The following is a 3,724-nucleotide window of genomic DNA, read 5'->3' as shown; positions in this document are numbered from 1 at the left end:
GCTTCGATACGGCCGTGGGCGGCCTACTCAACCCACCTAGGGCGTCGCCACCTGGAACGTGTTGCAGGCGTCCGGCCCGCCCTTGTAGCCGATCTGGAACCACTTCTGGCGCGACTCGCTCGAGCCGTGCGTCCACGTCTCGGGCGTGACCTGGCCCTGCGTCGAGGACTGGATGCGGTCGTCGCCGACGGCCGCCGCGGCGCTCAGGGCGTTCTGGATCTGCTCGTCGGTGACGGGCTCGAGGAACGACACCCCGTCCGCGTCCTTGATGGTCGGCGCCGCCCCCACCCACGCGCCGGCGAAGCAGTCCGCCTGCAGCTCGAGCCGCACGGAGTCGGAGGTCGGGCCGGTGGCCTGCAGGTCGAGGCCGTTCATGATGCCGGTGATGTTCTGGATGTGGTGGCCCCACTCGTGCGCGACCACGTACATCTCGGCGAGCGGCCCGTCTGACGCCCCGAACCGGCTGGTGAGCTCGTCATAGAAGGCGGTGTCGACGTAGATCGTCTCGTCGGGCGGGCAGTAGAAGGGCCCGACGTCGCTGGTCGCGCCGCCGCATCCCGTGTTCGTCGAATCGGTGAAGAGCACGATGTTCGTCGAGCGGTACGTCGCGCCGAGCTTCGGCAGCTCGGTGGACCAGTAGGTGTCGAGCGAGTCGGATGCCCCGCCCATGAGGCAGTCGATGCTGGCGTTCGCCTGCGACCCCACGTCGCAGTTGGCGATCGGCTGGCCCTGCTCCTCGGTCGTGGTGCCCACGCCGCCCGCCAGACCGGTGAGGTCGACGCCCAGCAACTGGGACACGATGAACAGGCCGATCACGAGGAGGCCACCGCCGCCGCCGACGGCGATTCCCGTGTTGCGGCCCCGGCGACTGACCCGGCTCGAGTCGATCTTCGCGTTGTCGTTGAACGTCATGGGGACAACGTTACTTCCAGCGGTCCTCCGCGGAACGACGGATGATCTCCAGTAGACCCGCGCGCATCCGCTCGCTATCCTGCAGCGCCGGGAACACCTCCGATTCGAGCGACCGGACGGATGCCCAGGCCGCATCGCCCGCGGCGGTGCGGCTCACGATCTGGCGGCGGCGATCGGAGGGATCCGCGCGGCGCTCCACGAACCCGGAGCGCTCGAGCCGCTCGATGGTGCGCGACATGGTCTGGTTCTCGACCTTCGCCAGCCTCGCCAGTTCGGACTGGCTCAGCGGGCCCGCGTCGAGGAAGTGCAGGGCGATCATCCCGGCGTGCGTGAGGCCGCGCGCCTCGAGCGCCTCGACCCAGGCGTGCTCGACCAGCCTCGCCGCCGTGGACAGGAGGCGGCCCGTCGGCCAGTGCTCCATGGGGTCTGTCACGCACCAACTCTACGTGCTACGGTCGATTAGTAAGCTGGCTGATCAATCGGAGGCAGAGCATGCGCGAAGCACGGGACACGGTACGGCAGATCACCGTCGCGGCGAGCGCCGTGATCGCGGTCATCGGCTCGTTCGTCGGGTCGGGGGCCGCGGGCGGGACGCCCATCCAGGAGGCGTCGGGCGGCGCGCTGAGCGCCACGGCGACCCCGATCGCGCCGGACGTCCCCGCGTTCTCGATCTGGAGCGCCATCTACCTCGGCCTCCTCGCGTATGCGGTGTGGCAGTTCCTGCCCAAGCAGTCGGGCGCCGAGCGGCACCGCCGGCTCGGGTACTGGGTCGCGGCATCCCTGCTCCTCAATGCCGCCTGGATCCTCAGCGTGCAGTTCGACCAGCTCTGGCTGAGCCTGCCCGTGATCGTCGCCCTGCTTGCGGTGCTCGTGCGCGCGTTCCTGCTGTGCCTGCGGTATCCCCCCTCGGGCACCATCGACACGATCATCACGGATGGCACGCTCGGCCTGTATCTCGGTTGGGTGAGCATCGCGACCGCCGCCAACGCGACCGCGCTGCTCGTGGCGTCCGGATTCACCGGCTTCGGACTCTCGCCCGACGTGTGGGCGGTGATCGTGCTCGCGGTGGCCGGCGCGATCGGCGTCCTCGTGGCGGTGAGGGGGCGGGGGCGGATCGCCCCGGCGCTGTCGCTCACGTGGGGGCTCGCGTGGGTAGCGGTCGGGCGCCTGGCGGGCGAGCTGGTCTCGATACCGGCCGGTGTCGCCGCGATCGTAGCCGCCGTCGTCGTGCTCGCCGCGACCGCGATTGCGCGGGTGCGCGCATGAGGCGCTGGCTCGGGCTCGTCTTCATCAGCATCGCCGTCGCGCTGATCATCGTCGACTCGACCATCGTCAACGTCGCGATCCCGTCCATCGTGGACGAGCTCGGCATCTCCTCCACCGAGGTGCAGTGGGTGCAGGAGACGTACACGCTCGTGTTCGCATCCCTGCTCCTCGTTTTCGGCACCCTCGCCGACCGGTTCGGCCGCCGCCGCGTGCTGCTCATCGGCGTGATCGTCTTCGCGCTCGCCTCCGTGCTCGCGGCCCTCGCGGCTGACGGCACCCTGCTCATCGCGTCGCGCACGCTGCAGGGCATCGGCGGGGCCATGATCCTTCCGGCGTCGCTCTCAATCATCAACACGACGTTCCGGGGCAAGGAGCGGGCGATCGCGTTCGCGGTGTGGGGCTCGACGATCGGCGGCATGGCCGCGGTCGGGCCGCTGCTCGGCGGCTGGCTGACGACGTACTTCTCGTGGCGGTGGGCCTTCGGCATCAACGTGCCGCTCGGCGTGATCATCGTGATCGGGGTGCTGGTGTTCGCGCTCGAGTCGCGCGAGACGACCTCCGGCCGCATCGACGTCGTCGGCGCCCTGCTCTCGGTCGTGCTCTTCGCCTCGCTCGTGTTCGGGCTGATCGAGGGGCGCACCTACGGCTGGTTCGTCAGCGACACTCCGCCCTCCTTCTGGACCTGGGATGTCTCGCCCATCCCCTTCGCGTTCCTCCTCGCGCTTCTCGCCCTGGCCGCCTTCGTCGCGTGGGGCCTGCGCCGCCAGCGACGGGGCGAGAGCACGATGCTCGCGTTCGGACTGCTGCGCATCCCGTCGTTCCGCAACGGCAACATCGCCGCCCTCATCGTGTCGCTCGGCGAGTTCGGCATCATCCTGTCGCTGCCGCTCTGGCTGCAGAACGTGCTCGGCTACGACGCGCTGCAGACCGGGTTCGTCATCCTCGCGCTCGCGATCGGCTCCTTCGTGGCCAGCGGTTTCGCGGGCGCGTTCGGCAACCGCATCGCGCCCGTCCTGATCGTGCGCGTGGGCATCCTCGCCGAGATCCTCGGCCTCGTGATCGTCGCGCTCGCGATCAACCCCTCGGCGGAGTGGTGGCACATCGTGCCCGGCCTCTTCGTCTACGGGTTCGGCGTCGGCTGCGCGACCGCACAGCTCACCGGCGTGGTGCTCAAGGACGTGCCGGTCGACCAGAGCGGGCAGGGCTCCGGCACGCAGAGCACGTCCCGTCAGATCGGCTCGGCGCTCGGGATCGCCATCCTCGGCACCGTGCTCTTCACCTCGCTCGGCGGCGGCCTGCAGGCCCGGCTCGACGATCGGGCTGAGATCCCGGCATCCGTGCGCACGCAGATTGTCGACCTTGTCGTCGACTCGTCGGGCACCGCGATTCCGGCCCTCGAGAAGCAGTCTCCGGATGCCGCGGCCGACGCCCGCGCCGCCTTCAGCGACGCGACCCGGTACTCGGCGTTCGCCGCCGCCGGGTTCCTCGTGCTCGGCTTCCTCGCGACCCTCCGTCTGGGTTCCTCCCGGCGGGTCGAGTAGGCGCT

Annotated in this window: 4 protein-coding genes; 2 read left to right on the top strand and 2 right to left on the bottom strand. The window is 70.1% G+C overall.

The window, feature by feature from the left end:
* Window positions 1–36: 36 nt before the first annotated feature.
* Both ypfJ and AC1RTC_RS17115 read right to left on the bottom strand, forming a co-directional pair.
* Window positions 37–912, bottom strand: coding sequence for a KPN_02809 family neutral zinc metallopeptidase (ypfJ, locus tag AC1RTC_RS17120; RefSeq protein ID WP_493157809.1), 876 nt, complete (start codon window positions 910–912; stop codon window positions 37–39).
* Window positions 913–922: 10 nt separating this feature from the next.
* Window positions 923–1,345, bottom strand: a complete 423-nt coding sequence (locus tag AC1RTC_RS17115; RefSeq protein WP_493157807.1) for a MarR family winged helix-turn-helix transcriptional regulator — start codon at window positions 1,343–1,345, stop codon at window positions 923–925.
* Window positions 1,346–1,404: 59 nt separating this feature from the next.
* Between AC1RTC_RS17115 and AC1RTC_RS17110 the strand changes: the two genes are divergently transcribed.
* Both AC1RTC_RS17110 and AC1RTC_RS17105 read left to right on the top strand, forming a co-directional pair.
* Window positions 1,405–2,178 carry a TspO-related membrane protein gene (locus AC1RTC_RS17110; protein WP_493157805.1) on the top strand — a complete coding sequence of 258 codons (774 nt, stop codon included), beginning with the start codon at window positions 1,405–1,407 and terminating at the stop codon, window positions 2,176–2,178.
* Window positions 2,175–3,719, top strand: coding sequence for a DHA2 family efflux MFS transporter permease subunit (locus AC1RTC_RS17105; RefSeq protein WP_493157804.1), 1,545 nt, complete (start codon window positions 2,175–2,177; stop codon window positions 3,717–3,719). Before AC1RTC_RS17110 ends, AC1RTC_RS17105 begins: the two co-directional genes overlap by 4 nt.
* Window positions 3,720–3,724: the final 5 nt, after the last annotated feature.

The sequence above is a fragment of the Rhodoglobus sp. GW821-FHT12B09 genome (assembly GCF_058809925.1).
Note: the sequence above shows the minus strand (reverse complement) of the source record. Positions and strands in the feature narration are given on the sequence as shown.